The organism is Microbacterium sp. NPDC056569 (assembly GCF_042793475.1).
In the GTDB taxonomy this organism is placed as follows: domain Bacteria; phylum Actinomycetota; class Actinomycetes; order Actinomycetales; family Microbacteriaceae; genus Microbacterium.
Window position 1 is genome coordinate 170,806 of record NZ_JBHTUV010000002.1, and the last position, 26,735, is coordinate 197,540.

Annotated in this window: 24 protein-coding genes; 9 read left to right on the forward strand and 15 right to left on the reverse strand. The window is 70.6% G+C overall.

Features of this window, described 5'->3' with window-relative positions; translation table 11 throughout:
• Positions 1-31: 31 nt before the first annotated feature.
• From ACFQ7C_RS03180 to ACFQ7C_RS03195, 4 genes are all read right to left on the reverse strand, one after another.
• Positions 32-1,918 (reverse strand): glycogen debranching N-terminal domain-containing protein, encoded by a 1,887-nt coding sequence (locus ACFQ7C_RS03180; RefSeq protein ID WP_378897809.1) that lies wholly within the window; start codon positions 1,916-1,918, stop codon positions 32-34.
• Positions 1,915-2,733, reverse strand: a complete 819-nt coding sequence (locus tag ACFQ7C_RS03185; protein ID WP_378898272.1) for a carbohydrate ABC transporter permease — start codon at positions 2,731-2,733, stop codon at positions 1,915-1,917. Before ACFQ7C_RS03185 ends, ACFQ7C_RS03180 begins: the two co-directional genes overlap by 4 nt.
• Positions 2,734-2,822: 89 nt before the next feature.
• Positions 2,823-4,028 carry a carbohydrate ABC transporter permease gene (locus ACFQ7C_RS03190; RefSeq protein ID WP_378897812.1) on the reverse strand — a complete coding sequence of 402 codons (1,206 nt, stop codon included), beginning with the start codon at positions 4,026-4,028 and terminating at the stop codon, positions 2,823-2,825.
• An 11-nt stretch (positions 4,029-4,039) separates the two neighbouring features.
• Positions 4,040-5,293 carry an extracellular solute-binding protein gene (locus ACFQ7C_RS03195; RefSeq protein WP_378897814.1) on the reverse strand — a complete coding sequence of 418 codons (1,254 nt, stop codon included), beginning with the start codon at positions 5,291-5,293 and terminating at the stop codon, positions 4,040-4,042.
• 180 nt (positions 5,294-5,473) lie between these two features.
• Between ACFQ7C_RS03195 and ACFQ7C_RS03200 the strand changes: the two genes are divergently transcribed.
• On the forward strand, positions 5,474-6,493 hold the full coding sequence (locus ACFQ7C_RS03200; protein WP_378897817.1) for a LacI family DNA-binding transcriptional regulator: 1,020 nt from the start codon (positions 5,474-5,476) through the stop codon (positions 6,491-6,493).
• 131 nt (positions 6,494-6,624) lie between these two features.
• On the opposite strand, the gene ACFQ7C_RS03205 is transcribed toward ACFQ7C_RS03200, so the two are convergent.
• Positions 6,625-7,449, reverse strand: coding sequence for an IclR family transcriptional regulator (locus ACFQ7C_RS03205; protein ID WP_378898273.1), 825 nt, complete (start codon positions 7,447-7,449; stop codon positions 6,625-6,627).
• A 22-nt stretch (positions 7,450-7,471) separates the two neighbouring features.
• On the opposite strand from ACFQ7C_RS03205, the gene hutH reads away from it, so the two are divergent.
• Genes hutH through hutI form a run of 3 tightly spaced genes read left to right on the forward strand, consistent with a single transcriptional unit; the run spans position 7,472 to position 12,072 of the window.
• Positions 7,472-9,043, forward strand: coding sequence for a histidine ammonia-lyase (gene hutH, locus ACFQ7C_RS03210; protein WP_378897820.1), 1,572 nt, complete (start codon positions 7,472-7,474; stop codon positions 9,041-9,043).
• A gap of 8 nt (positions 9,044-9,051) precedes the next feature.
• Positions 9,052-10,764, forward strand: coding sequence for a urocanate hydratase (gene hutU / locus ACFQ7C_RS03215; RefSeq protein ID WP_378897823.1), 1,713 nt, complete (start codon positions 9,052-9,054; stop codon positions 10,762-10,764).
• Between the two features lie 12 nt (positions 10,765-10,776).
• On the forward strand, positions 10,777-12,072 hold the full coding sequence (gene hutI, locus ACFQ7C_RS03220; protein WP_378897825.1) for an imidazolonepropionase: 1,296 nt from the start codon (positions 10,777-10,779) through the stop codon (positions 12,070-12,072).
• A gap of 47 nt (positions 12,073-12,119) precedes the next feature.
• Here hutI and ACFQ7C_RS03225 read toward each other — a convergent pair whose 3' ends face one another.
• The 8 genes from ACFQ7C_RS03225 to ACFQ7C_RS03260 form a co-directional block, all read right to left on the reverse strand.
• Positions 12,120-14,498: a LamG-like jellyroll fold domain-containing protein gene (locus tag ACFQ7C_RS03225; RefSeq protein WP_378897828.1), complete on the reverse strand. Its 2,379-nt coding sequence runs from the start codon at positions 14,496-14,498 to the stop codon at positions 12,120-12,122.
• Between the two features lie 173 nt (positions 14,499-14,671).
• Positions 14,672-15,142, reverse strand: a complete 471-nt coding sequence (locus ACFQ7C_RS03230) for a SixA phosphatase family protein (RefSeq protein ID WP_378897831.1) — start codon at positions 15,140-15,142, stop codon at positions 14,672-14,674.
• Positions 15,139-16,035 carry an agmatinase family protein gene (locus tag ACFQ7C_RS03235; protein ID WP_378897833.1) on the reverse strand — a complete coding sequence of 299 codons (897 nt, stop codon included), beginning with the start codon at positions 16,033-16,035 and terminating at the stop codon, positions 15,139-15,141. The genes ACFQ7C_RS03230 and ACFQ7C_RS03235 overlap by 4 nt, the downstream gene beginning before the upstream one ends.
• A 20-nt stretch (positions 16,036-16,055) precedes the next feature.
• Positions 16,056-16,406, reverse strand: a complete 351-nt coding sequence (locus tag ACFQ7C_RS03240) for a gamma-glutamylcyclotransferase family protein (protein WP_378897835.1) — start codon at positions 16,404-16,406, stop codon at positions 16,056-16,058.
• Positions 16,407-16,564: 158 nt separating this feature from the next.
• Entirely contained in the window at positions 16,565-17,836 is a 1,272-nt protein-coding gene (locus ACFQ7C_RS03245) for a DUF445 domain-containing protein (protein ID WP_378897837.1), read from the reverse strand.
• Positions 17,837-17,840: 4 nt separating this feature from the next.
• Positions 17,841-19,013: an acyl-CoA dehydrogenase family protein gene (locus tag ACFQ7C_RS03250; RefSeq protein WP_378897839.1), complete on the reverse strand. Its 1,173-nt coding sequence runs from the start codon at positions 19,011-19,013 to the stop codon at positions 17,841-17,843.
• A 43-nt stretch (positions 19,014-19,056) separates the two neighbouring features.
• Positions 19,057-19,812, reverse strand: coding sequence for an alpha/beta fold hydrolase (locus ACFQ7C_RS03255; protein WP_378897842.1), 756 nt, complete (start codon positions 19,810-19,812; stop codon positions 19,057-19,059).
• A 105-nt stretch (positions 19,813-19,917) separates the two neighbouring features.
• Positions 19,918-20,415 carry a MarR family winged helix-turn-helix transcriptional regulator gene (locus tag ACFQ7C_RS03260; protein WP_378897845.1) on the reverse strand — a complete coding sequence of 166 codons (498 nt, stop codon included), beginning with the start codon at positions 20,413-20,415 and terminating at the stop codon, positions 19,918-19,920.
• Between the two features lie 121 nt (positions 20,416-20,536).
• On the opposite strand from ACFQ7C_RS03260, the gene ACFQ7C_RS03265 reads away from it, so the two are divergent.
• Complete coding sequence (locus tag ACFQ7C_RS03265) at positions 20,537-20,887, forward strand: hypothetical protein (RefSeq protein ID WP_378897847.1); 351 nt, start codon at positions 20,537-20,539, stop codon at positions 20,885-20,887.
• A gap of 26 nt (positions 20,888-20,913) precedes the next feature.
• Positions 20,914-21,318: a pilus assembly protein CpaE gene (locus ACFQ7C_RS03270; protein WP_378897850.1), complete on the forward strand. Its 405-nt coding sequence runs from the start codon at positions 20,914-20,916 to the stop codon at positions 21,316-21,318.
• Positions 21,319-21,324: 6 nt separating this feature from the next.
• Here the strand turns inward: ACFQ7C_RS03270 and ACFQ7C_RS03275 are convergent, their stop codons facing one another.
• The gene (locus tag ACFQ7C_RS03275; RefSeq protein WP_378897853.1) at positions 21,325-22,233 is read right to left on the reverse strand and encodes an intradiol ring-cleavage dioxygenase; all 909 of its coding nucleotides are present in this window, start codon (positions 22,231-22,233) and stop codon (positions 21,325-21,327) included.
• A gap of 66 nt (positions 22,234-22,299) precedes the next feature.
• Positions 22,300-23,508 carry an MFS transporter gene (locus tag ACFQ7C_RS03280; RefSeq protein ID WP_378897855.1) on the reverse strand — a complete coding sequence of 403 codons (1,209 nt, stop codon included), beginning with the start codon at positions 23,506-23,508 and terminating at the stop codon, positions 22,300-22,302.
• Between the two features lie 402 nt (positions 23,509-23,910).
• Between ACFQ7C_RS03280 and nrdH the strand changes: the two genes are divergently transcribed.
• From nrdH to nrdE, 3 genes are read left to right on the forward strand one after another with little or no spacing between them, the layout of a single operon-like run.
• Positions 23,911-24,144 (forward strand): glutaredoxin-like protein NrdH, encoded by a 234-nt coding sequence (gene nrdH, locus ACFQ7C_RS03285; RefSeq protein ID WP_045299982.1) that lies wholly within the window; start codon positions 23,911-23,913, stop codon positions 24,142-24,144.
• A gap of 2 nt (positions 24,145-24,146) precedes the next feature.
• Positions 24,147-24,593 carry a class Ib ribonucleoside-diphosphate reductase assembly flavoprotein NrdI gene (nrdI, locus tag ACFQ7C_RS03290; protein ID WP_378897859.1) on the forward strand — a complete coding sequence of 149 codons (447 nt, stop codon included), beginning with the start codon at positions 24,147-24,149 and terminating at the stop codon, positions 24,591-24,593.
• On the forward strand, positions 24,578-26,731 hold the full coding sequence (nrdE, locus tag ACFQ7C_RS03295) for a class 1b ribonucleoside-diphosphate reductase subunit alpha (protein ID WP_378897862.1): 2,154 nt from the start codon (positions 24,578-24,580) through the stop codon (positions 26,729-26,731). Before nrdI ends, nrdE begins: the two co-directional genes overlap by 16 nt.
• Positions 26,732-26,735: the final 4 nt, after the last annotated feature.

Genomic DNA, 26,735 nt, shown 5'->3' on the forward strand with positions numbered 1-26,735 from the left:
GCCTCGGGGCCGGCGGGATCCCTGAGCACGATCAGACGCCGAGGATCTCGCGGCAGGTGATCGCGGCCGCGGCCGACCACGCCTGCGGTCGGCACGCGGCCGGGTACGGGGCGGGAGCCGGGGTCGTCGAGCGATCATCGCCCGAGTAGAGCTCGGGCACGCGGAAGGCGAAGGTCTCGGCCGCGGCGAGGAGACCGTCGACGACGGCGAGGGCTTCGTGACGCAGCCCCTCGCGTGCCATGCCGTGAGCGGCGATGGCCGTGTCATGCGGCCACACGCTTCCGCCGTGGTAGCTGAGCGGCCAGAAGCCCGCGGCATCCGTCGACATCGTCCGAATCCCGAAACCGGAGGTCATCGACGCGCCCGTCAGCAGGCGGGCGACCTCGCGCGCCTCGTCGGGATCGAGGATGCCGGTGCCGAGAAGGTGCCCGATGTTCGAGGTCAGGGTGTCGACCGGGCGGCCGTCGCGATCGAGGGCGATCGCCGGATACCGGCCCTCGGACGTCGTCACCCAGAAGCGCTCGGCGAACCGGCGGCGCAGACCCGCCGCCCATTCGCGCAGGGGCCTCGCGCCGTCCTCGCCGAGCGATTCCAGCAGCCGTGCGCCCGTGACGGCGGCCTCGTAGGCGTAACCCTGCACCTCGCAGAGCGCGATGGGCCCCCGGGCGAGCGCTCCGTCGCGCCACTGGATGGAGTCGCCGGAGTCCTTCCAGCCCTGGTTCGACAGCCCTCGCCCCGTCTCGTCGACGTAGTCGAGGAACCCGTCGTCGCCCGCCGACGAGACGATCCAGTCCAGCGCGGCGCGCAGCGCGGGCACGAGGGCTCGCACATCGGGCTCGGGCATGCCCGCTTCGGCGGCCTCGGTCAGCAGACACACCCACAGGGGGGTGGCGTCCACCGTCCCGTAGTACACCGGCGGCAGCACGATGCCCTCGCCCGGCATCGCGAGTTCGCCCGCCCGCAGCTCGTGAAGGATCTTGCCGGGCTCCTCCGCGGTCGTCCGATCGACCTTCGTCCCCTGCATCCGTGCGAGCACGCGGAGAGTGGATGCCGCGATCCCCGGGTCGACGGGAAGCAGCAGCCGCGCGGCCCACAGCGAGTCGCGTCCGAAGAGGGTGAAGAACCACGGCGCGCCGGCCGCGAGGAACTCATCAGGTGACCCGGGGAGCGTGAGGCGCAGCGCGTCGAGGTCGGAGAGGGCGCGATCCACCCAGCGGCGCAGCCGGGAGTCGCTCGCGGCGGGGGCCCCTGTTGCGCGCCAGCGCGGCTCTGTCGCGGCGGGGGCGACGATGAGACCCGGGTCGTCGAGCTCGACGGTCCACTCGGCCGACCACTCGCCGCGCGGAGGGCACTCGACCGTCCACTCGATGACGACGGCCTCGCCCTCCGACGACAGGTGCGCGGCGGGCGCCGAGAGCACCATCGTCGTCGCGTCGCTCTCGAGACGGAGCGTCTGATCGTCGCCGTGCGCGGTCCACGTCCCCGATCCCGGAACCCCCGCCTTCACCTCCTGGAGAGGTGCGAAATCGGGCACGAGTCGCAGCCGCAGGTTCGTCGACACGGGAGCCGTCAGATGCGAGCGCACCGTGAGCCGCTCGCGGACGACCCCGGGCTCGACGGTGCGGACCCGCTCGAGGCGCACCTTCGGGTCGGGCCAGTCGTCGTCGATGCCGCGGAGGAGCGCCGTGAACGAGACCGTCGAGGCCGACACCTCGCCGACGGAGATGGCCTCGGGAACGGATGCCCCGCCCGCGGTCGAATAGGTCAGCAGCGCTTCGCGCACGAAGCGGGTGTCGCCGTGGTAGATGCCGTCGATCGGCTGCGCGCCGAGGCCGCCGTCGCGCCCTGACCACACCTGGGTGGGCGCGCGCAGCGCCACGACGGCGTCCGAGAGGAACGGCTGCAGTCCGGCGCTCACTCTTTCACCGCCCCTTGGCTCGCGTTCATGATCCTCCGCTGGAAGATGAAGAAGAGCACGGCGACCGGGATCGTCATGATGAGTGCCGCGGCCAGCTTCAGCGGATACTGCGTCCCCTGGCTCAGCTGACCGGAGGCGAGCCCGGCGACCCCTTTCGTGAGGGTCGTCAGCTCGGGCGACTGCGTCGAGACGATGAAGTGCGACAGCTCGTTCCACGATCCCTGGAAGGACAGGATGATGATCGTGATCAGCGCGGGCCGCGCCATCGGGAGGACGACGGACCAGAAGATGCGGAAGGTTCCCGCGCCGTCGATCCGCGCCTGCTCCTCGACCGACACGGGGATCGATTCGAAGAAGTTCTTCATGATGAACACCCCCGCGGCGTCGACGAGCAGCGGCAGGATCATTCCCGCATAGGAGTCGTAGATGCCGAGCTGGTTGATCACGAGGAACCGCGGGATGAGGAGCACGACGCTCGGGACGGCCATCACGGCGATGACCGCGGCGAACACGACGCCCCGTCCGCGGAAGTTCAGCCGCGCCAGGGCGTAGCCCGCGAGCGACACGAAGAACACCCGCAGGATCGTGACGCTGATCGTCACGATCGCCGAGTTGCGGAACCACACGGGGAAATCGCTGCGCAGGAACAGGCGCTCGTAGGCCGCGGTCGACCACACCTGCGGAATGAGCGATACGGGATTGCTGGCGGCTTCGGCATCCGTCTTGAAGGACGTCCCGAGCTGAACGAGGAAGGGGTAGATGTAGATGAGCGAGATGACGATGAGAAGGGCGTACAGCGCGATCTGCCATCCCATCCGCGAGGTGCGCCCTCGCTTCTGTGATGCCGCCTGGCGCGCGGGGCGCTGCGGCGCGGTCGTCGGGGCCTTGCCGACGGTCGTGTCGGTCATCGCCGGCCTCCGTTCTGCGGGTCGTGGTCGCCGGCACCAGGCTCGGCGGAGGGGTCCGGAGGGCTGGGAACCTGGCCTGCGGCGACGGTCGCGGGTGTCGCGGTCGCGGGACGCGTCGGCAGCTCGTACTGGCGCGCGCGACGCCGCGACACGGGACGCTCGCGGAGCGCCCAGCGCTGGAAGACGGTGAAGAGGACGATGATCGCGAAGAGGATGAACGCGATCGCCGCGCCCTGACCCCAGTCCTGGTCGAGGAAGCTCGCGTCATAGGACAGGTAGGCAGGCGTCAGTGTCGTCTTGGCCGGTGTTCCCCGCGTGCCCGTGTAGATCTGGTCGAACACCTGCCAGCAGCCGATCAGACCCAGAGTGAGCACCGTGAACAGCGCGGGCCGCAACTGCGGGAGCGTGACGCGCCAGAACCGCTGCCACGCGTTCGCGCCGTCGACCATGGCGGCTTCCTGGATCTCGGGGCCGATGTTCTGGAGCGCAGCCAGGAAGAGCAGCATGAAGGTGCCGCTCGTCGTGAAGATCCCCATCATGATGTACGCCGACATCGCCACCGAAGGTCCGGCCATCCAGTTCCACCACGAGACGGCGATGAACCCGTTATCGGTCAGCAGCGAGGGTCCCTCCCCGACCCCGAGACCCGAGAGGAGCACGTGGAAGATGCCCCGCGGGTCGACGAACCAGTTGGGCCCGTCGATGCCCACCACGGCGAGGAACGCGTTGACGACGCCCACCGGGTTGAAGAGGAACAGCCACAGCACGGTGATCGCGACGGTCGCCGTCACCGAGGGGAAGTAGAAGGCGGTGCGGAAGATTCCGCGGCCGCGGAGCACCGCGCCGTTGACGAGCAGCGCGAGGAACAGCGACAGCGCCGTCTGGATCGGCACGACGAGGAGGACGTACCAGGCGTTGTTGCGCATCGCGATTCCGAAATCCCGCGCAGCGAGGCCGTCGCCGGTCGTGACGCTGGCATAGTTCTGCAGGCCGACGAAGCTCACGCTGCTCGAGAACGGGCTTCCCCGCCCGCCCCAGTCGGAGACGCTCACCCACAGCGCCATGAGCACCGGGACGAGGAGGAAGACTCCGAGGATGACGATGACGGGCAGAGTGAACACCCAGCCCGCCAGCGTCTCGCCGCGACGGATCCCCGAGCGGGGATTCCGTGCGCGGCGAGACGCCGTGGTGGTGGCAGTCATCGGGACGCGCCTCAGCCGACGATCGCCTCGAAGTTCGACTGCACCGTGTCGAGGATCTGCTGCGGGTCGCCGTCCTTCAGCCCCTGGAGCTCGGAGTTGAAGTCGGTGATCACGTCGGAACTCCCGTCATACGTCGGGAATCCCTGCGCGTAGTCGGCGCCGGCGAGGAAGGCCGCAAGCTCAGGGTTGTCGCTCGTCCACTGGTCCGCGGCCGACTTCGCCGACGGCATGGGGCCGAATGCCTCCGAGAAGGCGAGCTGCTGGTCGGCGCTCGTCATGTACTCGACGAGGTCGAGAGCGGCCTCCTGATTCGGGCTGTCGGCGGCCATGCCCCAGCAGTTCGTGAACTGCAGGGTGCCCTTGCCGGCCGGTCCCTCCGGCAGCTCGGCGACGATGTACTCCACGTCGGGGAAGTCGTTGGTCATGGCGCCCGTGATCCAGTTGCCTTCGATCGTCATCGCGCTCAGCTGCTTGCCGAACGCCTCACCGCCCCAGCCCGCGCCGAGATCCTGCGCGTACGCGAAGGTGCCCGCGGCCATCTGCTCCTTGACGTAGGTGAGGGCGTCGACGTTCTCCTGGCTGTTCGCGATCACCTCACCGTCATCGATGAGCCCGCCACCGGCCTGGGCCATGAAAGTCCCGATCCGCTGCCACTCCCATCCGAAGCCGAGGCCCACGACGCCGTCCTTCGTGAGCGTCTGCGCCACGGTCGTCAGTTCGTCCCACGTGGTCGGGATGTCGTCCTCGGTCAGGCCTGCGGCGTCCCACAGTCCCTTGTTGATGATGAGGGCGAGGGTCGAGAAGTCCTTCGGCGCGCAGTAGAACTGATCGTCGTAGGTGAAGTTCTCGATGAGCGAGGGGTAGAAGTCGTCCTTGTTCTCGAGCAGGTCGCCGTAGGCCTTGAGCGAGCCGTTGTCGGCGTAGCCCGCCAGAAACTCGGGGGCCAAGTAGAAGAGGTCCGGCGGGTCGCCCGCGGCGAATCCCTGCGACAGCTCCTGCGCCTGGTCGGCGGCCACCTTCACCTCGACGTCGATGCCCGATTCCTCCGACCACGCGGCGGCCGCCTCCGTCACGGCATCCGTCTCCGCGTCGCCGCTGGATCCGAAGAGGATCGTCAGGCCCTCGTCGGAGCTGGTGAGTTCGCCGTCAGCGGCCCCGCCGCCGGTGTCCTCGTTGAAACCCGAACCGCAGCCCGCGAGGGTCAGTGCCCCGGTGACCAGGAGTGCCCCGGCCGCGAGGGCGGCGCGAGCGATGTGCCGTGTCATGTCTCTCTCCTTTGATGAGTCAGGCGTGACGGCCGGTGAGGGGCGACTCCGCTCGATCGATTTGAACGATCAAAGTCCGCCGTCAACGGTCAAGGTAAAGCGGCCGGTTCCGGCTGTCAACCCGTTTGACAGGCCCGTAGGATAACGATTTGAACGCTCAACTGCGGTGCGGGAGGTCCCATGGCGAAGTCGCCGACGGTCGAAGACGTCGCCCGTGCGGCGGGAGTGTCGCGACAGACCGTGTCGAACGTGATCAACAGCCCGGAGATCGTGAGAGAGGCCACTCGGGAGCGCGTCCGTGCGGCCATCATGCAGCTCGGCTACGCGCCCTCGATGGCGGCGCGACGGCTTCGCACGCAGCGCAGCGCGACGATCGGCATCCACCTCGATCCTTACGCCGGGGGCATCTCGGGCATCGTGCTCGACCGATTCATCCACGCCCTCACCGATCGGGCGACACCCCGGGGGCTTCGGATCCTCGTGTACGCCGCGAACGACGCGGAGGAGGAGCTGCGCCGGGTTCGGCAGCTGCGCGAAGGCGGAGAGATCGACCGCATCGTGCTGACCGGCACCTACGCGGGCGATCCCCGAGCCGACTGGCTCGCCGAGCACCGCATACCGTTCGTGGCGTTCGGTCGGCCGTGGGGCGAGCCAGGGGTGGGCTCGGCGATGGGGAATCCCGAGCGGCCGTGGGTCGACGTCGACGGCGCCGCCGGCACCCGCGCCGCGACAGCGCACGCGCTGACATACGGCGCGCGCGTGGCCTTCCTCGGGTGGCCGGAAGGCTCGGGGACGGGGGACGACCGCGAGCGGGGCTGGCGCGAAGCGATGGGCTTCGGAGCCGCCCCGCCCCGGGAGTTGCGCTGGACTGCGGTGGACACCGTGTCGGCCGCGCGTGCGGTGGTGGAGCAGGAGCTCGCCACGGGTGGCGTCGATGCCATCATCTGCGCGAGCGACACCCTGGCGGTCGGCGCCCACCTCGCCGCCTCGCACGGCGGCCACCCCGACATGCTGGTCGTGGGATTCGACAACACCCCTGTCGCGGAGGCGCTGGAGCTGTCGAGCGTCGAGCAGCGGCCCGAGCGGGTCGCCGAGGCTGTGCTCGACCTTCTGGTCGCTGAGACCGAGACCCACGCCGGAGCATGGCACCGGCTGATCGAGCCGGAACTGGTCGTGCGCACCCGCGAGCACACGTCGTAGCTCCGATCGGCCTGTCGGACAGGGTGCCGAGGAGGATGCCGATCGCCTGGCCGAGCGCGATGACCGGACCGACGGCGGCGAAGACGGCCCGCGCTGCCGCGAGTCGATCCATGAAAACGCGCAAGAGCCTTTCAGCTTCTTGCAGACGGCGGTCGCGCACCGCCGATGCGGCGGCCCAGTTCGGCCGCGACAGGCGTGACGAGTTCGGCGACCTCCTCGGCATCGCGCGCGCTGTCGGCGGGGAAGGTCACCGCGATCGCCGCGATCGGCCATCCCACGTGGTCGAGCACGGCGACCCCCACCGATCCCAGTCCGAGCGTCACCTCGCCGTCCTCGGACGCCCACCCCCGCTCCCGCACCCCGCGGAGCAGCTCCCGTAGCTCTCCGGGCCGCTGGGGGCCTCGGCCGGTGCGGTCCGCGAAGGCCGCAGCATCCGGGAACAGCGCCCGCACCTGCTCGCGAGGCAGTGCCGCGAGCATCGCCCGGCCCGTCGCAGTGAGGTGCGACGGGAGGCGCACCCCGACGTCGGTCACGAGGGCGGGCCGCCGCGGTGCGCGCTCCTCGACGATGTAGAGCACGTCGCGGCCGTGCATGACGGCGAGGTGCGCGCTCTCGCCGGTGCGGTCGACGAGGTCCGCGAGCACCGGGCGCCCGAGCCGGGCGAGCGGCTGCTGGCGCGAGTAGCCGCCCGCGAGCTCGAACGCGGCGATGCCGAGCCCCCAGCGCCGCTCTTCGGGGAGGTGCACGACGAAGTGGTGCTCGTGCAGCGCCGCGAGGAGGTGGTACGCCGTCGAGCGGGGGATGCCGAGCGCCGTCGCGACCGTGCGCGCCGGCACCGGCCCCCGCTGTCGCGCGAGGTAGGACAGGATGCGCAGCGTCTGGTCGGCGGCGGGCACCTGCGGTCGTGCGTCTGGTATCACAGACAGAGGATGCCATGACCTGCTGTCGCACGCCATGGCCGCGGTGTGGAATCGGAGCATGACCATCGTCACGCCCACCTCTGCCAGCGACGTCGCCGTCGTCACCGTCGGCGCGGCGCCGCTGCGTCCCGACGAGGTCGTCGCCGTCGCTCGTCACGGCGCCCCCGTCGAGCTCGCCCCCGAGGCCCTCGCCCGCGTCGCGGCGACCCGCGCCCTCGTCGAAGGCCTCGCCGACGACCCCGAGCCGCACTACGGGATCTCCACCGGGTTCGGCGCCCTCGCCACGACGTTCATCGCCCCCGAGCGGCGACTGCAGCTGCAGGCCAGCCTCATCCGCTCGCACGCCGCCGGCACCGGTCCCGAGGTCGAGCGCGAGGTCGTCCGCGCCCTCATGCTCCTGCGCCTGCAGACCCTGGCGACCGGCCACACCGGCGTTCGCCCGGTCGTGGTCGAGACGTACGCAGCGATGCTCAACGCCGGCATCACCCCCATCGTCCGCGAGTACGGCTCGCTGGGCTGCTCCGGCGACCTGGCGCCACTGTCGCACGTGGCGCTCGCCGCCATGGGCGAGGGGCGCGTGCGCACCGCGACCGGCGACGAGGCCGACGCCGCCGACGCGCTGGCGGCAGCATCCGTGTCCCCTCTCGTGCTGCGCGAGAAGGAGGGACTCGCGCTCATCAACGGAACCGACGGCATGCTCGGGATGCTGCTGCTCGCGCTGCACGACCTCTCGGTGCTGCTCGACACGGCGGACGTCGCCGCGGGCATGTCGGTGGAGTCGCAGCTCGGCACCGACGCCGTGTTCGCCGCCGACCTGCAGGCGCTGCGGCCCCAGGTGGGCCAGGCGGTGTCGGCCTCGAACCTGCGCGCGGTGCTCGCGGGCTCGGGGATCATGGCGTCGCACCGCGACCCCGCCGTCTGCACCCGCGTGCAGGACGCGTACTCGCTGCGGTGCTCCCCGCAGGTGCACGGCGCCGCGCGCGACACCGCCGACCACGCGCTGCTCATCGCCTCGCGCGAGCTCGCCGCGGCCGTCGACAACCCCGTCATCACCGACGACGGGCGCGTCGAGTCCAACGGCAACTTCCACGGCGCACCGGTCGCGTACGTGCTCGACTTCCTCGCGATCGCGGTCGCCGACGTCGCCTCGATCTCGGAGCGGCGCACCGACCGCGCCCTCGACCGCGCGCGCAGCAACGGCCTGCCGCCGTTCCTCGCCGACGAGGTCGGCGTCGACTCGGGGTTCATGATCGCGCAGTACGCCGCGGCGGGGATCGTGTCGGAGCTCAAGAGGCTGGCCGTGCCCGCGTCCGTCGACTCGATCCCGTCGTCGGCGATGCAGGAGGACCACGTGTCGATGGGCTGGGCCGCGGCCCGCAAGCTCCGTCGTGCGATCGACGGTCTCTCGCGCGTGCTCGCGATCGAGGTGCTGACGGCCTCGCGCGCGCTCGACCTGCGGGCGCCGCTCGAGCCGGCTGCCGCCACCGGCGCGGTGCGCGACCTCGTGCGCACCGTGGCCGGCGGCCCCGGACCCGACCGCTTCCTGTCGCCCGAGATGGAGGCCGTGACCGCGCTCGTGCAGTCCGGCGCCGTCGCGGCGGCCGCGTACCAGAACACCACGAAGGAGTGACGATGTCGATGACCGAGACCACCGCCCGAGGCGTGGGCGAAAGCGCCGTGCGCGCCCCGCGCGGCCCCGAGCGCACCGCCAAGAGCTGGGGTGCCGAGGCCGCCAAGCGCATGCTGATGAACAACCTCGACCCCGAGGTCGCCGAGCACCCCGAAGACCTCGTCGTCTACGGCGGCACCGGGCGCGCCGCGCGCAGCTGGGAGGCTTTCGACGCCATCGTGCGCACCCTCGACGAGCTCGAGCCCGACGAGACGCTGCTCGTGCAGTCGGGCAAGCCCGTCGGCGTCTTCCGCACGCACGAGTGGGCGCCCCGCGTGCTCATCGCGAACTCGAACCTCGTGGGGGACTGGGCGACGTGGCCCGAGTTCCGCCGCCTCGAGGAGCTCGGCCTCACGATGTACGGCCAGATGACCGCCGGCTCGTGGATCTACATCGGCACGCAGGGCATCCTCCAGGGCACGTACGAGACCTTCGCCGCGGTCGCGCGCTCCCTCGCCGAGAAGCGGGGGGCGGATGCTGCCACCGCGGGCCTCGCCGGAACACTGACGCTCACCGGCGGCGCCGGCGGGATGGGCGGCGCGCAGCCGCTCGCCGTGACCCTCAACGGGGGAGCGGTGCTCATCGTCGACGTCGACGAGTCGCGACTGGCCCGACGCGTGGAGCACGGCTACCTCGACGAGTACACGACCGACCTCGACGCCGCGCTCGCCCGCGTGGTCGCCGCGAAGGCGGCGGGCGAGGCGCTGTCGGTCGGCGTCGTCGGCAACGCCGCCGAGGTCTTCGGCGACGTGCTCCTGCGCCACCGCGCGGGCGAGGTCACCGTCGACATCGTCACCGACCAGACCAGCGCGCACGACCCGCTGGCGTACCTCCCGGTGGGGATCGCGTTCGAGGACTGGAAGGCCGAGGCGGCCCGTGATCCCGAGGGCTTCACCGCCCGCGCTCGCGGTTCGATGGCGAAGCACGTCGCGGCCATGGTGGGGTTCCAGGATGCGGGGGCGGAGGTCTTCGACTACGGCAACTCGATCCGCGCCGAGGCGCAGCTGGGAGGCTTCGACCGTGCGTTCGCGTTCCCGGGCTTCGTGCCCGCGTACATCCGGCCGCAGTTCGCCGAGGGCCGCGGGCCGTTCCGCTGGGTCGCGCTCTCGGGAGACCCGGAGGACATCCGCAAGACCGATGAGGCCGTCAAGGCGCTGTTCCCCGACAACGCCGGCCTGGTGCGCTGGCTCGACAAGGCCGGCGACGCCGTGCATTTCGAGGGCCTGCCCGCCCGCATCTGCTGGCTCGGGTACCAGGAGCGCCACCTCGCCGGACTGAAGTTCAACGAGATGGTCGCCTCGGGCGAGCTGTCGGGTCCGATCGTGATCGGCCGCGACCACCTCGACGCCGGATCCGTCGCCTCGCCGTACCGCGAGACCGAGTCCATGGCCGACGGCTCCGACGCGATCGCCGACTGGCCGCTGCTCAACGCGCTGCTCAACACGGCGTCGGGCGCGGCCTGGGTCTCGATCCACCACGGCGGCGGCGTCGGCATCGGCCGCAGCATCCATGCCGGGCAGGTGACCGTGGCCGACGGCACGCCGCTGGCGGCCGAGAAGCTCGCGCGCGTGCTGACGAACGACCCCGGCACCGGCGTCATGCGCCATGTCGACGCCGGCTACGACCGGGCCAAGGAGGTCGCGCGCGAGCGAGGCCTGAACGTGCCGATGCTCGGTGAGTGACGGACGGATGCCGTGACCACGACGCTCCTCACGAACATCGGCGAGCTGACGACCAACGTCGCCGCCGACGGCGATCCCCTGGGCACGCTGCACGACGCGGCCGTCCTGATCGAGGGGGACCGGATCGCCTGGGTCGGCCCGGCGTCCGCCGCGCCGCCCGCCGCCTCCGCCCCCGCCGCCGCCGCGCCCGCCACCGCCGCTCTCGACCGCGAGAGTGCTCCTGGTCGCCGAGAGGTCGGGAACCAACCCGCATCTCGTCCACCCGTTGCACTCTCGCGGGAATCTGAGGGGCTCGAGGTCGTCGACGCCGGGGGCCGCGCGGTCATCCCGGGCTTCGTCGACAGCCACACCCACCTCGTGTTCGGGGGCGACCGCGCCGACGAGTTCGAGGCGCGCATGACCGGTACGCCGTATGCCGCAGGGGGCATACGGCGTACCGTCGCGGCGACACGGGCCGCGAGCGACGACGAGCTGCGTGCGCGCCTCGCGGCCTTCGTGGCCGAGCTCCACCGTCAGGGCACGACGACGTTCGAGATCAAGACGGGCTACGGGCTCACCGTCGCCGACGAGGAGCGGCTCGCGCGCCTCGCGGCCGAGGTCACGCCCGAGGTCACGTTCCTCGGCGCCCACGTCGTGCCCGCCGAGTACAGCGAGCGGCGCGCGGAGTACGTCGACCTCGTCTGCGACGGGATGCTGCGCGCCTGCGCGCCGCACAGCCGGTGGATCGACGTGTTCTGCGAGCGCGGTGCCTTCACTCCCGAGGAATCACGGACCATCCTCGCCGCCGGTGTCGCGCACGGCCTCGAGCCGCGTGCGCACGGCAACCAGCTCGGGCCGGGCGAGGGTGTGCGTCTCGCCGTGGAGCTGGGCGCAGCATCCGTCGACCACTGCACGTACCTCAGCGACGACGATGTCCAAGCACTCGCCGGATCGTCCACCGTCGCCACCCTGCTGCCGGGCGTCGAGTTCTCGACGCGGCAGCCGTATCCCGACGCGCGGCGGCTCATCGACGCAGGCGCGACCGTCGCCCTCGCGAGCGACTGCAACCCGGGGTCGAGCTTCACGAGCTCGATGCCGCTCATGATCGCGCTCGCGGTGCGCGAGATGGGCATGACGCCCGCCGAGGCGGTGTGGGCGGCGACCGCCGGCGGAGCGAAGGCGCTGCGCCGTGACGACGTGGGTGCGCTCGCTCCGGGGATGCGCGCCGACCTCGTGATGCTCGACGCGCCGACCCGTGTGCACCTGGCTTACCGGCCCGGCGTGCCTCTCGTGCACACGGTGTGGATCGGCGGCGCAGCCACGGCATGACGGGAGCCGCCCGGCACGACGCCGGGCGGCTCCTATCGACGGCCGCGTCAGCGCGCCGCGAGCTCCACGATGTCGTCGGGCGCGAGCGCCGAGCTCCACACGGTCAGCTCGTCGACGTCGCCGCGGAACGGCGTGTCCCACCAGTTGACGCCGAGGGCGAAGACGTTGCCCGGTCCCGAGAGCACGTCGGGGAAGCCGGTGCCATGGAAGCGCAGGTCTCCGTCGACGTACACGGTTGCCGCGCCCGCGTCGACGACGAAGGCGACGTGCGACCATTCGCCGAGCGGCAGGCTGCGCCCGGTCCCCGCGTCGTACCACTGCGCGCCCGACCACAGCATGGTCGAACCGCCCACGCCGTCGTGGCCGCGCGGGACGAGGCTCACCCACGACGTCGGGCTCGCCGCCCCGAAGAACGCGGTCGTGTACGCCGTGAGCGCCTCGGGCCGCAGCCACATGCTCACCGAGTACGACGAGCCCTGTACGAGGCCATCGGGAAGTCGTACACCGGCGGTGCCGTCGAGGTGCAGCGCGCCGCCGTCGACGCCGTCGGCGACGAACGACGCCGGGCCGGCCGCGGGCGCGTCGATGCGTGCCCCGGTGGGAGCCGCGTCGGCGACCGCGCCGGTCGCGTCCGCCAGCGAGCCGTCGAACGCCCAGGCGCCCGCGAGCACGCCGGGGGTGCGTGCGAGGACGACGACGTCGAAGGCGACGGATGCCTCGGCCCCGCCGTTCGCGATGGTCGCGGTGAGCGTCGCGTGGGCGTCGGGCTCGCCGATGCCGGGCCGCGTCACCGTCCCGTCGACGTCGACGATGCCCGCGTCGGAGGTCGCCCACGCGATCGTCGTGCCGCCCGTGCCCGACGTCGGCAGCTCGAGGTCGACCGTCACGCCCGACGTGTCGCCGAGCGACAGATCGGCGGCGACGGCGTCCACCGCGGCGGCGCCGGCCAGCTCGACGGACTTGCGCCCCCACAGCGTCACGCCGGCCTCCGAGACCGCGGTGAAGCCCGTCGACCATGCCGCGAGGTCGGGATCCCAGACGGGCGCGAAGACGCCCTCGTAGACCACGCCGTCGACCGTGAGCGTCGCGGTGTGCTGCCCGGTGAGCTTCCAGCCTCCGTCGACGGCACCGGTGATGCGGCCGGTCTTGCCGAACGACGCATCGGATGCCTCGGCCGCCGTCGCGGTGATGTCCTTGCCCATGTCGACCAGCTGCCACGTGCCGATTACGTCGTCACGCTTCACCTTGCCGGCCGTCTCGCCCGCGTAGCGCAGCGGCGAGACCACCGGCCAGCCGTCGGCGTTCATCCACATCTGGTGCACGCGCACCTCGTGCAGCTCTCCCGTGCCGGGGAAGCGCGCGTGGAACACCATGAACATGCGCCCCGTGTCGGGGTCCTGGTACCAGGAGGTATGACCGGGCGAGACGTAGCCGGTGCCGACGCCGGCGCCGGGGTCGCCGAGTTCGCGGCCGAAGAGGTGGCCGCCCATGAGCTTGACGCCGTACGGCTGGATCGTCACGTCGTCGAACAGCGGCAGCGACGGGTCGGCCTTCACCTCGCGCATGTCGTTGCCCTGCGCATCGAGGTACGGACCGGCCACCGTCTTCGAGCGCGCCACGCGCACGTCGTACCCGCCGGTCACGCCCAGGCCGCCGAACGACAGGTAGAGGTAGTAGTAGCCGGTCTCGGCGTCGTACTGGATGGTCGGCGCCTCGATGCGGCTGTGGTTACCGCCGACGAGGTGCGTGCCGTAACCCTGACCGGGAAGCGGCTCGCCGGTCGCAGCATCCATCTCGAGCAGGAAGATGCCGCCCGAGTACGAGCCGTAGACCATCCACAGCGCGCCGTCGGCGTCGTAGAACGCATCCGGGTCGACCGTGTTGGGATGCCGGCGCGCGTCGTACACCTCGCCGGGATTCTCGGACTCGCCCTGCATGCCGCTCTTGAGCAGGATGCCCTGGTTCTCGTACGGACCGTCGACGGTGTCGGAGGTCGCGAGCCCGAGCGCCGACCGCGGTGACGACCCCTCGCACGCGTTGTAGTACATCGCGTAGCGGCCGTCGGGCAGCTGGACGACGTCCGCGGCCCAGAGGGTCGAGGTCTGGGCCCACTCGAAGGTCTCGGCGAGTTCCGTGTAGATGTCGTCGAACAGCGCGTTGTCGGGGTTCTGCGACAGATCGATCGTGTTCTGCTGCCACGACATGAGGTCGGTCGTGTGCGCCGAGGCGCCGTGCGAGCCGAACGCCCAGATGTCGTCGCCCGACGTGACGATCGACGGATCGTGCACGGTGACGTCGTCGAACACGGGGGCGGGCGGGACGGGGTCGGGCTTCGCCCAGGCGGGGCTCGCGCTGAGCGCACCCGCGACGAGCAATCCGGCAGTGGTCAGGGCGAGCGCGGTACGAGGACGTGCGCGGCGCGTCATGGGGACTCCAGTTCGACAGTGGACGGGATGGACGGATGCCGCGACTCGGCGCCGAGTCGGTGGCCCGCCGATCGCAATCTACAACGATGTAGAGTTCAAGTACAACGATGTAGACGGAGATATCGACGGAGGCTGCGGAGTGCACGCAGCGGTGTCGGGCGCGCCCGGGCGCGTCAGCGGGGCGTGTCGAACGTCCAGTTGTCGGGGTCGACGGCGGTGGCGACGTCCCAGTCGTCCTGCGCCCAGATGAACGTCGCCACCGCGCACGTCGGCATGTGGCCGATGTCATCGTCCGACAGGCTCGCGGCCAGGGAGCTCATGCCGGGGTCGTGTGCGACCACCATGACCGTCGCCGCGCGCGTCGCCGCGGCCGCCGCGAGCAGCGTCCGTGCCGGCGCGCCGTACAGCTCGGGGTCGAGCGAGACGGCGACGCCGAGCTCGGCGGCGAAGGCCTCGGCTGTCGTCCTGGCGCGCAGGGCGGTGCTCGACAGGATCACCTCGGGCCGGAACCCCGTCGCTGCGAGTCGCGCGGCCATGCGCGGCGCGTCGCGCCGGCCGCGATCGTTGAGCGGCCTGTCGTGGTCGTCGAGGCCGGGGTCGCCCCAGTCGGACTTGGCGTGCCGCACCAGTGCGAGACGGATCATGGGGTCACCTTTCCTGAGGCCTTCGCGGCGAGGAGCTCGAGCGCGCACAGCGCGGCCACGCGCACGGTGCGACCGTCCGGGGCGTCCGCCGTCGCGTCCACCTCGGCGATGTCGGCGCTGCGCACCCGAGTGTCCGCGGCGATCGCGCGCACGAGTGCGCGCAGCTCCCACGCCGCGAGGCCGCCGGGCACGGATGCCGGGCACCCCGGCGCGACGGAGCGATCGCACACGTCGACATCGATGTCGAGGTGCACCGGCCCGCCGCCGGCGCCGGCGATCTCGAGGGCTTCCGCTGCGACGTCGGCGGCGCCGCGCCGACGCAGCTCGTCCATCGTCACCACGGTGATGCCGAGGTCGGCGGCCCGCCTGGCGTACGCGACCGAGTTGGCGAAGTCGGCGATGCCGAGCTGCACGACCCGGCGCCCGTCGAGGCCCTCCTCGACCAGGCGGCGCACCGGAGACCCGTTGGAGACGCCGTCGCGCAGGTCGAAGTGCGCGTCGATGGTGATCAGTCCGGTCGCGCCGGCACCCTGCGCGACCGCGTACGTGAGCGAGTTGTCGCCGCCGAGCGCGACGACGAGCGACGCGCGCTCTCGCAGCTCTGCCACCGCGGAGCGGACGGATGCCTCGCCCTCGGGCCCGTCCGGCTCGTCGACGTCGCCCGCATCGGCGATGCGCAGCACCTCGTTCAGATCGACCGGCGGCGGTCCGAGCAGCGTCGGGCTGTAGCGGCGCAGCGCCTCGCGGATCGCCGCGGGGGTGGCGTGGGCACCCGTGGGGGACAGGGACGTGCGGAACGCGGGAACGCCCAGGATCGCAGCATCCCACCCCCCGTCTTCGATGGGCGGCCACGCACCTGCGCGCGGCCAGAGCGGATCGTGGGAAAGCGTCACGTGTCGACGCTACCGGGCGGTCACGCCGCGACGTAGACCCACGCGGCGCGACCGCTCGCCAGCACCACGGCGCAGCGCCGGTACAGCGCCACCTCGTACTCGTCGGCGGCGTCGAGCTCGTCCTCGGTCACCAGCAGGGCCTTGCCCACGACCTTGTCGAGGGGGTTCCCGGTCGCGCGGACGATGGGGTGCACGGTGAGGCCAGACAGGTCGACGACCCGCGTGTCCTCGATCTCGGCGTAGTCGACCGTGTAGCCGGGCAGCGCGTCGGGCTCGCTCTCGACCAGGCGCCCGAAGGTGTCGAGCTGCACGTCGGCGCTCTGCAGCGTGCCGTAGCTGAAGAGGTACTGGGTGGGCTCATCCGCGGACACGGCATCAGGCTAACCCCGAGGCGCCCCAGCCGCCCGGACCTTCACGCACTCTTAACACGGCCCCGCCCCTCCCCGTTCGTTCGCCACAGATGTACGTCCTCAGTGCGGATCGGCGTACATCTGTGACGAACGAACACAGAAGGCGGGGGCTGGACGCGTCAGCCGAGCAGCGCGTGCGCGATCGAGAAGATCGCGAGGCCCGCGAGCGCGCCGACGATCGTGCCGTTGAGACGGATGTACTGCAGGTCGCGCCCGACCATGAGCTCGATCTTCTCCGTCGTCTCGGCGGGGTCCCATCGCTCCACGGTGTCGGTGATGATCGATGCGATGTCGTGCCGGTAGCGGTCGACGAGGAACACCGCGGCGTCGGTCACCCAGGTGTCGACGCGGCGCTGGAGCGCAGCATCCGTCGTCAAACGCTCGCCGATCTCGACCAGCGCCTCGACCCCGCGTCGCCGCAGTCCGCTCTCCGGGTCGGCGAGGGAGCGCAGGAGCCCCGTCTTCGCGGTCGTCCAGGCCTCGCCGGCCAGCTCGCGCACGCGGGGGCTGTCGAACACGGCGAGCTTCGCGTCCTCGAAGCGCCCGATGGTCGCCGGGTCGTGCTGCAGGTTGCCGGCGAGGCGTCCGAGGTAGCCGTCGATGGCGACGCGGGCCGGATGCTTCGGATCGGCCTGCACGGCGGCGACGAACTTGACGGCCTCGTTGTAGACGGTGTCGTCGACGAAGCGATGTGCGACCGACGGCACCCACGGGGGCAGGCGGCGCGAGACGACGCCCGTGAACGCGACCTTGTTGGCGGCGAGCCAGGCCGCGACGGTGTCGGCGGCGAGGTCGACCGCCCCGTGGTGCGCGCCGGCGTCGATGATGCGCTCGAGCCACTCGCCGAGCGGTGGTCCCCACTCCGGCGCGATGAGGTGCTCGCGCGCGAGCTCCTCGATGACGTCGCGGACGTCGTCGTCGCTGAGCGCCCGCAGGACGCTCCCCGCCATCACGGATGCCTCGGCCGCGACCCGCTCGGCATGCACCGGCGCGCTCAGCCATTCGCCGAGGCGGGCGGCGATCGCGGTCTGGTCGAGCTTGGCGCGCACGACGTCGGCGCGCAGGAACTCGGTCTCGACGAACTCGCCCAGGGTGCGGCCGATCTCGTCCTTGCGGCTCGGGATGATCGCGGTGTGCGGGATCGGGATCCCCAGCGGGTGCCGGAACAGCGCGGTGACGGCGAACCAGTCGGCGAGCGCACCGACCATTCCTCCCTCGGCGGCGGCGCGCACGTAGGCGAGCGCCGGCACGTCCTGCTGGAACGCGAACGAGAAGGCGAAGAGCACGGCCATGAAGACGAGCGCGCCGAGGGCGACGCCCTTCATCGTGCGGAGGCCTCGGCGGCGCTCCTGGTCGGCGGGGCTCAGGAGCCGGGTCGGCGTGAGTGACATGGTGTCAGTCCTCGAGCGGCCCGAGCCAGGCGGTCGCGACCGTCGAGTGGGCGGATTCCGGATCGGAGGGGTGGAACAGACCGGCCAGCACGTCGCGGTACAGGCGGCTCAGCTCGCTGGCCGAGAAGTAGGACGATCCGCCGGCCACGAGCACCGCCTCGTCGACGATCTGCTTCGCCGCGGTCACCGCCCGGTGCTTGACCCCCGCGAGCAGCGAGAACCACCGCGGCCCGTGATCGGCGAGCGCGTCGACGTCGTGGGCGAGCGCGTCGATCTGCGGCGGAAGGGCGTCGTAGGCGAGTGCCATGTCGGCGATGCGCCACCGGATGTCGGGATCCTGGCTGTACGCCTTCCCTGTGCGCTTCGAGGTGCGCGTGCCGGCGGCGCCGACCGCGAGGTCGAGCGCGCGGCGTGCTATGCCGGTGTACACCGACGCGAGGAGGATCTCGAAGACATTGAAGATGCCGAACACCAGGGGGTCGGGGTTCGGGCCCGGGGCGAGCCTGCGGACCACCCGATCCGCGGGCGCCACGGCGTCGCGCAGCACGGTGGTGCGCGACTGCGTGCCCCGCATGCCGAGCGTGTCCCAGTCGTCCCGCACGACGACCCGGCCGGCCTGCACCTCGGAGCGCGGCACGAACGCGTAGACCATCCGCGGCGCGTCCTCCGACGAGGTGTCGAGGCCGTGCAGCCCCAGCTGCGTCCAGACGGGCGCGAGCGACGTGAAGATCTTGGTGCCGGTGAACGAGTATCCGCCGTCGGGGAGGGGCGCAGCATCCGTCCCGCTCCCGAAGAGCACGAGGTCGTTGCCGGCCTCGCTGATCCCGAACGCGAACACCTCGCCGGCCGCCGCGCCCTCCTGCACGAACCGCAGCGCGTCGATCCCGCGGTCGGCGAGCACCTTCGCGACGCCGGTCCACACCAGATGCATGTTGATCGCGAGGGCGGTCGCCGGGGCCGCACCCGCGAGGCGCTGCTGGAGGACGGATGCCTCGGCCAGCCCGAGGCCGGATCCGCCGAGCTCTTCCGGCACCAGGACCGCGAGGTAGCCCGCGTCCTTCAGGTCGGCGAGGTCGTCGTCGGGGAACGTGTTCTCCCGGTCGTGGACCGCCGCGCGGGCGCGGAAGCGGTCCAGCAGCTCGTCGGTCAGGATCTCGCTCGGATCGAAGGGGGTCACCCCGCCATTCTCACCCCGGTCGGGCCGAGCGGGATGGACGCCGTCAGGCGAGTGCGGCGAACAGCGCCTCGATCGTCGCCTCCGGCCTGTCGCGGTGCGGGGAGTGTCCGGCCTCGGCGACCACCGAGACCGAGAAGTGCGGGTTCGCCGCGACCCCCGCCTCGGCGGGCTTGCCGCGGAAGATCGAGTACACGCCCGGGTCGGACGCGATGACGTGGGTCGGCACGGCGATGCGGAGCGCGGCATCCGTCACGTCCCACTCCGGATTCTGCGCGCTCGTCTGCTCGACCGCCCAGCGGCTCGCCTGCTGCGCCGACAGCGCCTTCAGCTCGATGTCCTGCGGGTGCCAGTGCGGGTGCTCGGCCCGAACGGCCGCCTGCGACGGATCGTCGAACGACCGGGTCTGGCTGTCGCGCACGATGTCGCGGTCACGCTCGGTGAGGGAGATCGCGGGGTCGACGAGGACGAGACGGCGGGTCCACGAGGGGTCGCCCGCGGCGGCGAGAACGGATGCTGCGCCCCCGAGCGAATGGCCGATCACCAGGTCCCACGGGCCGTCGCCGGATCGCGTCGCCGCGACATCCGCTGCATAGGCCGCCAGCGTGTAGTCGAGCGCGCGAGGTGCTGTGCCGTGCCCGCGCAGGTCCACGGCATCCGCGCGCCAGCCGGTCTCCGCGAGGGCTGTGCCGTAGCGCCACATCAGCGCTCCGTTCGAGCCGAGACCGTGGATGAGGAGCGCGCGGCGGTCCGCCGTGGAAGCGCCCCACGACGCGAGGGGGAGGGTGACGGGCGTGGGCATGCGCCTCAGCCTAGGGGCGTCGCGGGCGCCGCCGATCCGCGCGGCGGCGGGGCTGCGCAGGTCGGCGCGGTTGTGACGGCCGCGCACACCGAGCCGAAGAGCGCGTCAGGAGACGGTGTCGAGCGCGTCGGCGATCTTCGCCAGCACGCCGGCGGCGACCTCGGCCTCGTCGTCGGGGAGCTGGTCGATGACGTCGACGATCGTGGAGTGGTGAGCGGCGAACGCCTCGTCGACGCGCTGGACGGCCTCGTCGGTGGGCACGAGGAAGTGCGCGCGCCGGTCGGTGGGGTGCTGCACGCGCCGGATGTAGTCGCGGGAGACCAGACGCTCCACCACATTGGTGACCGTCGCGCTCGAGGTATCGAGCATCACGATCAGGTCCTTGGGGCCCAGGTCGCGGTGGTCGCGCATGCCCTGGACGAGGTAGCGGAGCGCCGTGAGGTCCATGTTGGACAGTCCCGACGCGCGCAGCGCACGTTCGGACTGGCGTCGCTCCGCGCTCCTCAGGTGGAGGATGGCCTCGCTCAGGCGCCTGCCGGCCTCGGACTGCGGCTGCGTGGCGTACAGGTGCTCGCCCTCGTGGCGCACGACGTTCTGAGGCATACGTTGTACCATACTCCACCACCTATTGTGACATCTAGTGACTTACACATCTTCTGTGATACATATTCTCTGGATCGACAGATGGTGGTACGCCACCGCCACACACGAGGAGGAAAGAGAGATGGCTCACCTGTACTACGGAGCGGATGCCCGTCCCGCCGAGATTCCCGACCATGTGCTGGCACACGTGAAGGTCGTCGCCGCGACGAAGCTGCGCCGCGGCGAGAGCTTCCTGCTCACCTGGCGTCACGGCGGCGAGGAGGCGGAGGGGCGCACCTCCCTGTGGATGCAGCCCTCCATTCCGCTGCGGTTCGTGTTCGACACCCCGGAGCCCGAGACCCTGGACGCCGAGTACCTGCGCACGCTGGCCAACGAGGCCGCATCGAGCCGCGGGATCGTCCTCGATTGGCCCGACGACGTCGTCGAGGCGCACTCGGGCGAGGCGCCGCCTTTGGAGGCCATCGCCGCGTGACCCGCGGCGCGCGACAGAATGGTGTGGTGATCTCGACCGACCTGGCACTGGCGCTGCGCGAGGCGGGCCTCGTGTGGCACCCGCGCTCGGGCGACCGCTTCCAGCTGGACGAGCCGGAGTTCGAGGCCGACGTCTTCACCGTCAGCGAGATGACCATCGAGCCGCGGGAGTACCCGACCGGCCGCATCCTCGCCTTCAACGGCACGACCGAGTGGGCGCTCGACTCCGTCGCCCTCGAGGACGCGCTGTGGCTGCCCTACGAGCACCAGCTGCGCGAGATGCTGCGCGGCGCCTTCCGGACGCTGCGACGCCTGACCGACACGCACGAGGTCGAGATCGTGCTGGGCGGCGAGCGCCGCGTGTTCGAGCACCCGGAGCCCGCCGACGCCTACGCGCTCGCTCTCCTGGAGATGCTTCGGCGTCTCGCGTGACGGCCGCTACACGCCGATCGTGAGGGCGGCGGTGTAGCCCGCGGAGACCGAGCCCGACATCGTGGCGAGCTGATGGATCGCGCCGTCGTCGCGGAAGACGTTGTCGTTCTGCAGAGACACCTGCGACGCGTTGCGCACACTCTGCTCGTACCCGCTCGTCGCGTAGACGGCGTCGTTGGTCTCCGGCGGCAGCGCGATCTGGCTCGTCTTCACGATCGGACCGCTCGAGACCGCGGTGGCGATGTCGTCGTACACCTCGAAGTGGATGTGCGGCCAGCGCCCCGAGTAGCACGCCGGATAGATCGAGGTGAAGGCGACGGTGCCGTTCGCGTCGGTCTCCTGCACCCCGCGCAGGTAGTTCTCGTTCTCGGCGCCCTGGCTGTACAGCGAGTAGTTCCCCTCGCGGTCGCAATGCCAGAGGTACACCCCGCGGCCCACGAGCGCCGCGCCGGTGGCGGCATCCCTCACCGTCAGTGCGATCGTCAGCGGCACGCCCTCGGCGACGGTCGAGGACGAGCCGAAGCTCGAGCGGATGTCGCCGCGCACGATCCCCGATTCGTCGAGCACGTTGACCCCGTTCGACCCGTCGGCCGGGTAGGGACCGCCCGTCTCGTCGGGCACCTCCTCCAGGGGGACGGATGCCGCAGCCTCGGTGGTCGCGGATGCCGACGGCGTCGCGCCCGGCGTCGCGGAGGCCGTCGACGAGGGCGTGGCGGCAGCATCCGTGTCGTCCGTGACGCCGCAGGCGGCGAGCAGGCTGGTCAGCGCGACGCCGCCGAAGATGCCGAGCGCGCGGCGCCGGTCGACCAGCGTGCGGATGTCGTAGACGAGGCCGCGGTGGTCCTCGTCGATCGGGTCGCCGTCGGCGTCGAGCCAGTCGCGATCGCGTCGGCGGGTGGAGTCGTCGAGGTTCATGCCTCGAGTAGAGCGCGCGCGGCTATGCCCCGTCTATGACGCGGCTATGCGTACGAGATCGGCGGCTCAGCCGATGGTCGTCACCGGCTCGGTGTCGGGGATCGGGCTCGCGCCGCGCACGCGCAGGTCGGGCAGGCCTCGTGCGAACACGATGGCGACGAGGAGTCCCAGCGCACAGAACGCGGCGGCGGCGGTGTACGCGGCCGTGACGCCGCCCGGGCCGTCGATGAGGATGCCGGCGACGGCCGAGCCGGCCGCGGCGCCGATGAGCTGACCCGTGCCGACCCACCCGAACGCCTCGGCGGTGTCGCTGAACTTCACGCTCGCGGTCGTGACCGCCGACAGCACGGCCAGCGCCGGCGCGATGCCGATGCCGGCGAGGAACAGCATGGCGCCGATCCACCACACGTTGACCCACAGCGCGGTGAGGGCGAGCCCGATGGCTACCACGGTCAGTCGTCGAGCCATGGCCCACCGGCCCATCGGCAGATGCCCGAAGGTGAGTCCGCCCGCGAGGCTGCCGATCGAGAACACGGCGAGCACGAGTCCCGCCTCGAGTCCGCCGTGGTCGAACGTCGCCACGACGCTCGCCTCGACGGCCGCGAACGACCCGATGAGGAGGAATCCGATCACCGTCGCCAGCAGGATCGGCGGACGCGTCAGCACGGTGCCGAAGGAGCGCTTGCTGCGCGGGATGCGCACGCGGCCGACCTCGGGGGAGAGGATGAACCAGGCGCCGCCGGCCACCAGGATCGCCACGACCAGCATGAGGCCGACGATGGTGCCCGCCTGCGTCGCGACGAAGGTGATGAGCACGGGTGCGAGGATCCAGATGAACTCCTGCAGCGAGGCATCCAGTGAATAGAGCGCGGTCAGCTGCGTGGAGTTGACCATCTTCGCGTAGATCGTGCGCACCGCGGCGACGATCGGCGGGGTGGCGGCGCCTGCGATGAACCCGAGGACGATGTACACGGGCACGGGGGCGACGAGCAGGGCGATGGCGGTGAGGGATGCTGCGGCCACGACCGTCGTGAGGGTCAGCACCCTGCGCATGCCCCAGCGGCCCATCCAGCGGCTGGTGACCGGGCCCGCGAGCGCCTGGCCGATGGACACCGCCGCGAGCACGACGCCGGCGGCGCCGTAGGAGCCGGTGATCCCCTCGATGTGCAGGAGGATCACGAGGCTGATCATGCCGTTGGGGAAGCGCGCGGTCAGCTGCGCCGCGATGATGCGGGCCACCCCGGGGGTGCGCAGAAGTTCCCGGTAGCCGGCCACCCGACAACGTTACGGTACGCGGGGATGTCCCGGCACGGCCCCGGCGCGCACGCCGGCGCCCGACCGTGGGCGACACGCCCGCGACACGCCGAGCGTGTTGTCCACAGGCGAGTCGGATGTCGCACCCCGCGACTAGCTTCTCGCCTGTGGACGGATGCGGCCGTGGCGTCCGAAAGCCCCGTGATCCTGGCCTTTTCGAGACCCTCGCGGCTGTGGATGAATCCGTGGACAACCTGTGTTGTACATGGGGAGAACGGTGGAAAATCACACCGATGTAACTACTAGCCCTTGTGGTGCTATCGAATGTCGGTACCCATATGTAGTATTGGACTCCCGGTGGGGGGACTACCGGGAACGAGCACCGGATGCCACCGGGGGAAGCACTGAGGAGACGGAATCGACATGGCGATCACGGTTTACACGAAGCCCGCGTGCGTGCAGTGCACGGCGACGTATCGAGCACTCGACTCCAAGGGGATCGAGTACGAGATCCACGACCTCTCGGAGGACCCCACGGCCCTCGAGCAGGTGAAGGCCCTGGGCTACCTCCAGGCGCCGGTCGTCATCACCGATGAGGACCACTGGTCGGGCTTCCGTCCCGACAAGATCGACGAGCTCGCCTCGCGTCTGGCCTGAGCATGTCGGCGGTCGTGACGCAGCGCGTCGCGACGGACGCGCCACTGCTGGTCTACTTCTCGAGCGTGTCGGGCAACACCGCACGTTTCATCGAGAAGCTCGGAGCGCGAGCGGTCCGGATCCCACTGCATTCCACGGATCCGGCGCTCGTGGTCGACGAGCCGTACGTCCTCGTGACACCCACCTATGGCGGAGGCCAGGGCAGGGGAGTCGAGAAGGGCGCCGTTCCGAAGCAGGTCATCCGGTTCCTCAACGACGAGCGCAACCGCAGCCTCATCCGCGGAGTCATCTCCGCGGGGAACACCAACTTCGGCGAGCACTTCTGCCTCGCCGGCGACATCATCAGCCGTAAGTGTCACGTGCCGCACTTGTACCGGCTAGAGGTATTCGGCACGCCTGAAGATGTGGAACGCGTGAACGCGGGATTGGAACGATGGTGGGAACTCTGACGCAGACCGACTTCAAGACACAGGCACGCTTCGAGGGCATGGATTACCACGCCCTCAACGCGATGCTCAACCTGTACGACGCCGACGGCAAGATCCAGTTCGACGCCGACAAGCGCGCGGCGCGGGAGTACTTCCTGCAGCACGTGAACCAGAACACGGTGTTCTTCCACTCCCTCAAGGAGCGCCTCGACTACCTGGTCGAGAAGGAGTACTACGAGGGCGCCGTGCTCGAGAAGTACTCGTTCGAGTACATCCAGAAGCTCAACGACCTCGCCTACTCGAAGAAGTTCCGTTTCGAGACGTTCCTCGGCGCGTTCAAGTACTACACGAGCTACACGCTGAAGACCTTCGACGGCAAGCGCTACCTCGAGCGCTTCGAGGACCGCGTCGTGATGACCGCGCTCGCGCTCGCCGACGGCGACGAGAAGCTCGCGACCGCGCTCGTGGAAGAGATCATCTCGGGCCGGTTCCAGCCCGCGACCCCCACGTTCCTCAACGCCGGCAAGGCGCAGCGCGGCGAGCTCGTCTCGTGCTTCCTGCTGCGCATCGAAGACAACATGGAGTCGATCGCCCGCGGCATCAACTCGGCGCTGCAGCTGTCCAAGCGCGGCGGCGGCGTCGCGCTGCTGCTGTCGAACATCCGCGAGTCGGGTGCGCCGATCAAGCAGATCGAGAACCAGTCCAGCGGCATCATCCCCGTGATGAAGCTCCTCGAAGACTCCTTCTCGTACGCCAACCAGCTCGGCGCGCGCCAGGGCGCCGGTGCGGTGTACCTCAACGCGCACCACCCCGACATCATGCGGTTCCTCGACACCAAGCGTGAGAACGCCGACGAGAAGATCCGCATCAAGACGCTGTCGCTGGGCGTCGTCGTCCCCGACATCACGTTCGAGCTCGCCAAGAACGGCGAGGACATGTACCTCTTCTCGCCGTACGATGTCGAGCGCGTGTACGGGGTGCCGTTCGGCGACGTCTCGGTCACCGAGAAGTACCGCGAGATGGTCGACGACCCGCGCATCAAGAAGACGAAGATCAACGCGCGCGAGTTCTTCCAGACCCTCGCCGAGATCCAGTTCGAGTCGGGCTACCCGTACATCATGTTCGAGGACACGGTGAACAAGGCCAACCCGATCAAGGGCCGGATCAACATGTCCAACCTGTGCTCCGAGATCCTGCAGGTCAACACGCCCACCACGTTCAACGAGGACCTGTCGTACGACCAGATCGGCAAGGACATCTCGTGCAACCTCGGCTCGCTCAACATCGCCCTGGCGATGGACGGCGGCGACCTGGCGAAGACGGTGGACACCAGCATCCGCGCCCTCACCGCGGTGAGCGACCAGAGCCACATCCGCTCGGTCCGCTCCATCGAGGACGGCAACGACCGCTCGCACGCGATCGGTCTGGGCCAGATGAACCTGCACGGCTACCTCGCCCGCGAGCACGTCTACTACGGGTCGGAAGAGGGTGTCGACTTCACGAACATCTACTTCTACTCGGTGCTGTTCCACGCCCTCACCGCGTCGAACAAGATCGCCATCGAGCGCGGCGAGACCTTCGACGGGTTCGCGGACTCGACCTACGCATCGGGCGAGTTCTTCGACAAGTACATCGACCAGGAGTGGGTGCCCGCGACGGCCAAGGTCGCCGAGATGTTCGCCGGCCACCACATCCCCACGCAGGACGACTGGCGCGCGCTGAAGGCGTCGATCCAGCAGCACGGCATCTACAACCAGAACCTGCAGGCGGTGCCGCCGACCGGCTCGATCTCGTACATCAACAACTCGACGTCGTCGATCCACCCGATCGCGGCGAAGATCGAGATCCGCAAGGAAGGCAAGCTCGGTCGCGTCTACTACCCGGCGGCGTTCATGACGAACGACAACCTGGAGTACTACCAGGACGCGTACGAGATCGGCTACGAGAAGGTCATCGACACGTACGCCGCCGCGACGCAGCACGTCGACCAGGGCCTGTCGCTCACGCTGTTCTTCAAGGACACCGCGACCACGCGCGACATCAACAAGGCCCAGATCTACGCCTGGCGCAAGGGCATCAAGACGATCTACTACATCCGCCTCCGCCAGATGGCGCTGGAGGGCACCGACATGAGCGAGTGCGTCAGCTGCACCCTGTGACGGT